We start from the raw sequence: 4,203 nt of genomic DNA, 5'->3' as shown, positions 1-4,203 counted from the left end.
TCCTCACTTCACGCCGCTTGCCAGTTCAAGGGGCGTGGAGTTTTGCAGACCTTCCTTAATCTTACTGTGTCACAAGAGAAGCCTTGTGCTTGACCTGCCGCAGCAGGGGCACTGCCCGAGACGAGCGATCAGTTGGTAGCTCAGCAGATGGCGCAGCGTCGTGATCGACGTTGCCACGTGGCGCTGCGCGCGCAGGACTGCCGCGGGGGATGTAGTCCTCGGGAAGGGCAGGCACCTTGCGTTCGATGAAGTTTTTTTTACCGCCGGCAGGCTTGTCGGCGACGAGGCGTTCTGCCATCAGGAACCCGTAGGCCGCGATGCTCAAGGCGGCATGGTGGTGGAACCCCCGCCAACCTCGACCCTCGTAGTGGCCCAGGCCGAAGTCCCGCTTCAGATCCTGGTAGTCGCGCTCGATGCGCCAGCGCTGATGGGCAACGCTGACCAACTCGTTGATCGGCGTGTCCTGCGGCAAGGTCGACAGGAAGTATTTGCTCGGCTCGGCGTCGCTTGCCGGCCACTCGATGAGCAGCCACTGCTCGGGGCGCAGGCGTGCTTTGCCGACATTGCCGCCAGCATGACGCACCCGAACAGCCGCGAAGCGCTCGCGCAGCGGCGTGTTGGTGCCCTCGCGCCAAGTGATCGTCTGGAATGCTTCTGGCGGCAACGACATCGCCAGTGCTTTGACACTCATGGGCTGCAGAGTGGTCGTGCGCCGAGGCACCACGGCAGGGCGGCCCATGCCGCTGTAGCGCTTGGGTGGCAGCGGCTGGATTCCAGGCGGCCAGACCACGACGGCCGAAGTGACGCCCACCGCATAGAGCAAGCCCATGTCGCTGAGAGCCTGGCGAAAGGCGTTGTCCACGCCATAGCCGGCATCGGCCAGTACGCAGTGGCGCGGCGCGCCTTCATCCAGCAGCGTGCGCAGCTGCTGCAGCGCGATCAGGGTCTTCGTGGCAAAGTGCACCTCTTCGGGAACGCCGGCCTTGGCGCGCCGTTCACGATCTGCAGCCCAATCCTCGGGCAGATACAGCTGCCAGGCCACGGGCAGGCTGCCCTGATTGCTTGCAAGCGAGATGCTGACAGCCACCTGGCAGTTGTCTTGCTTGCCGAGCATCCCGCAGTACTGGCGCGTGACACCGACTGAATGGCGGCCCTTCTTCGGGAAACCGGTGTCGTCGATGATCCACCAGCCGCCCTGGCTGAAGTCCATCTTGGGCATCACCCACTGGCACACGCGGCGCAACATCTGGGTGTCAGACCACTGCGCCTTGGCCACGAAGTGGTGTAGCGCCTGGTGCCTGGCACTCGCGTGCATCGGATCGACCCGTGCGGCCATGGGCTCCACGCTCTTGCGCGATAGGGGGAGCATCAGGCCCGTGCAGTAACCGCGAAGGCCAGCGTGCCGGTCCGCGTGACCCAAGCCTTCGCTCAGGTGTTCAAGGTAGAGATCAAATCTCTCGGCTGCACTCATCGATCCTCCTGCACGAAGTCGAGAAGATCAAATTATGTCATTTATGACACAGTAAGATTAAGGGATGGTGTTAAAACTCCGTCGCGAGATTGATGGGATCACCAGGCTTCACCGCGCTGGTTTTGAACACCATCCTTAGCCTATATCGGTCATCCAGGCCATTTACTTGAGGCAATCAAGTCTCACAGCCAAGCCCGAGTGCGAGCTTCCCGCAAAGCACCCGTGCGATTTTTCACGCCCAGCTTCGCGTAGATGTTGTGAAGATGCCATTTCACCGTGCCCTCGGTCAACACAAGCCGACCCGCCACTTCGCCATTGGACAGGCCATCTGCCAGCAGGCGAAGGATCTGCAGTTCGCGCTCGGTGGGTCGCTCCTGGTCCGCGGGCGCCGTATCCTGACGTGCAGATGCAGCGCCCGCAGCAAGTAGCAGCGTTCGCGCGTATAAAAACGCCGGCGTGGGACTCTGCGGCTTGTCAGCCACGCGGTGCAAAAAGCTCTCCAACTCCGGGCCTTCGTCAAGGTACAGGCGCACGTAGCCGTTCGATGCCGCGATGCGAAGGCTTTCCATTACCGCGTCGTGCCCACCCTCGGCATCTCCTGTTCGCACCAACGCCAGTGAGCGCAGCATCAGCAACTCGGCCAGCTTGTGCTGCTGGTGGCTGCGTCGCGCCCTGGCGATGCCCGAATTGGCCCATTGCAGAGCGAGATCGGGCCGACCCTGCGCGAGATCGAGACGGGCCCAGAGACGCTCGGCCTTGTCTCTGTGCAAATTGGTCTGCGGTCCTTGCGGCAGCAGCCCATGGTCACAGGCCATTCGCCGCGCCGCCTCGACGTCGCCGGCGCGCAGCAGCAACAGTGCGCGCTCGGCCACCATCGTAAGCTGCAAGCGCACGAAGCCACGCGCCAGTCCCACGCGCTCGCCCTCCGCCGCCGCATCGAGCGCGCCGGATAGGTCACCACGCGCCGCCTGCAGACGTGACGCCGCCACGTAGCCCGCGACCATCGCATCGACGATGCCCTGGTGCGGCAGCAGTGGCAACGCCGCTTCCACTTCCACCATCGCCTCGGTGCACTGGTTGCGTTCGTACAGCAGCAACGCGCGGATCGCGCGCAGCATGGCCGCCAGGCCCGCGGCGCCAGGCGTGAAAGCAGGCGCTCCGGACAGCGCCGAGGCGCTGTCCGCCAGGGCATCGCGATGCCGCCCGGCTTTGAGCAGCGAGGCTGCCGAGATCACCCTGACCCACATAAGGCCATATGGCGAAGGTGCCTCCTCGAACTTCACTTGCGCCTCGCGCAAGGATTGGGTGGCCTCGGCGAAGCGTCCATTGCACTTGTGCGCATAGGCCAGCACCGTTTGTGCGGCGCCGTAGTGGAACGGGTCCGAATCGGGCGGCCCGGCCAGCCACTGGCGCACAAAGACCTCTGCATCGGCCTCGTCATCACGCAGGCCGGCGATCACGCCGCGCTGAAGAACGGTCGTATGCAGGATCAAGCGGACGCCGGCTGATTGTCCCTTGCCGCAAGCCCGCTCAATGCGCGCCAGCCACGCTGCCGCTTCAGCATAGCGACGCAAAAACACCAGCGCCCACACCGCTTGCAACATTAGTGCGCAGTCAGGCTCCACGCTACGCGATTCCAATTGCGCGAGCAGGTCCAGGAAGGTCTCGTGCCGACCCTCGCCTTGCACCAACTGATGTGCGTAGCTGGTCAGATAGGTGGACGCGAGCCGCGCGTCGTCACCCTCCAGGGCCGTGCGGATCGCACGGTAAACCTCGCCCCGGACATGCCACCAGTGTGCACAACGCGTTCGCAGTAAGCGCACCGACACAGAGCTCAGCCCCATGTCGGCCAGTCGCGTCAGTGCGCGCTCCGCCACCAGCGCATGCAAAGCGTAGAACGGCTCGCCAGCCATGCGTCCCCGACGCTGCACGATGCCCAGTTGCTCGCCTTCGGCGATCGCCTCAGCCCCCTCGGGCGCATCGAGCGCGACCAGCAGCGGCAGCGTGAAGTCACCAACGGCGGCCATCACGAACAGCGCCTGCTGACGGGCCGGCGCCAATCCCTTGAAGAAGCTCTCGTAAATGAAGCTGTCCATCAGCAAGTTGCTACTGCCCTCGTCGGCCTCCTGTACGCCCTCGCCGCTGGCGAGGGCAAGCTGCACCAATGCCGGCCAACCCTCGGTGATCCCGACGATATGATCAACCTCTTCGTCACCGGCCGACAGTCGGCGCCGCCGCACCAGTTCCTGCACATCCTGCGCGTCGAGCTTCAGCTCGCGCTGTGTCACCCAGCGTACCAGCCCGCGCGCGGTCAGCACGGCCAGATCGAAATCCATCCCTTCGCGGCCGCAAACGACGAACCTCACGTAGTCGGGTGCCGCCACCAACAGACGGCTCAGGGTGTGAGCGCTCTCGCTGCCACGCAACACATGCACATCGTCGAAGAACAGCACCATGGGACGACGACGTTGGCCAAGGGCCTGCAACAACGCCAGCAAGCCGCTCTCGACCGCCGCCGTCGCGTCGATGGCACCCATCGCGACGGGCTCCGACGGACCTCCGACTGCATTCAACAAAGAGCGAATAAAGAACACCTTGTCGCGCCAGGAAGCGTCGAGCGCCACCCACACGCGGTCGGCGTCTTTGCAAGCGCGAAACCAACCTCCCATCAATGTCGTCTTGCCATAACCGGCCGGCGCAACGATGGCCACGATCCGATCACGCATGGACAA

Annotated in this window: 2 protein-coding genes; both read right to left on the bottom strand. The window is 64.2% G+C overall.

Annotation, left to right across the window (positions count from 1 at the left end):
- Positions 1-61: 61 nt before the first annotated feature.
- Positions 62-1,471: an IS701 family transposase gene (locus IV113_RS25155; RefSeq protein ID WP_291091033.1), complete on the bottom strand. Its 1,410-nt coding sequence runs from the start codon at positions 1,469-1,471 to the stop codon at positions 62-64.
- A 182-nt stretch (positions 1,472-1,653) separates the two neighbouring features.
- The coding region (locus tag IV113_RS25150) for a LuxR C-terminal-related transcriptional regulator (RefSeq protein WP_291091031.1) at positions 1,654-4,203 on the bottom strand (2,550 nt) is incomplete at its 5' end.

Source organism: Hydrogenophaga sp. (genome assembly GCF_018780385.1).
Lineage (GTDB): Bacteria > Pseudomonadota > Gammaproteobacteria > Burkholderiales > Burkholderiaceae_C > Hydrogenophaga.
Note: the sequence above shows the minus strand (reverse complement) of the source record. Positions and strands in the feature narration are given on the sequence as shown.